Raw genomic sequence first — 638 nt, 5'->3', positions numbered from 1 at the left:
CATCAATAAGCACGCCCCCGTTCAGACAAAACAATATCCCCCAAAGCTACAGCTTCATCAGGTGCGACCAAAATATCCTCAAAGGGGTACGTTATGTTCACATGGTGAACGCCCTCAACCATCAAGCGGCTTAGTATCCAACTTAAAGACAAATCACGCCCAAGCCTTTGCGCACGCGCCCATTCTGCTCTTAAATTCTGCTCCGCTCTTTCCAAAACAAAGGAGCCTTCATCCGGTAACAACCAAAAATCAGCAGAAACATTGATCATCCGCTGTACCGCGCTTTTCACAAAAATGTGGTCATTGGTCATTTTAACATGGGGGGCATCAAGGGCTGCTTGCACCTTGGCAATCAAAGCCTCATCAGCCACCCCTGAAGGGGCGTCACTAAAAAGCGCAACATGAATAAGTGGACTTTTACCCTCACGATAAACAAAAGCATCTTTGACATGGATATCGCTTGAGAGGGCAAAATATTGATAACGTGGCGCTGTGCCGCCTGTGGAATGTCCTTGTCTATTTAAGCGAATACGGCGGCGCAAACGCTCATCATCTTCATCCAAAAGGCGCGTGACCCCATGAAAATCCCCCAAATGATCTAAACTTGTTCCACGCGCAAATGTGAGTAAATTATCCCG

Annotated in this window: 1 protein-coding gene; it reads right to left on the bottom strand. The window is 47.2% G+C overall.

Annotated features, from left to right (window positions below; translation table 11 throughout):
* Nucleotides 1-2: 2 nt before the first annotated feature.
* Nucleotides 3-638 (bottom strand): baseplate J/gp47 family protein (locus ACFIKY_RS09185; protein WP_375661750.1); only part of this gene is annotated, 636 nt, incomplete at its 5' end.

Origin of the sequence: Bartonella sp. CR127HXZ (assembly GCF_042194555.1) — a bacterium.
Lineage (GTDB): Bacteria > Pseudomonadota > Alphaproteobacteria > Rhizobiales > Rhizobiaceae > Bartonella > Bartonella grahamii.
The sequence above is the reverse complement of the archived record's forward strand: the minus strand, read 5'-3'. Positions and strand labels throughout refer to the sequence as shown.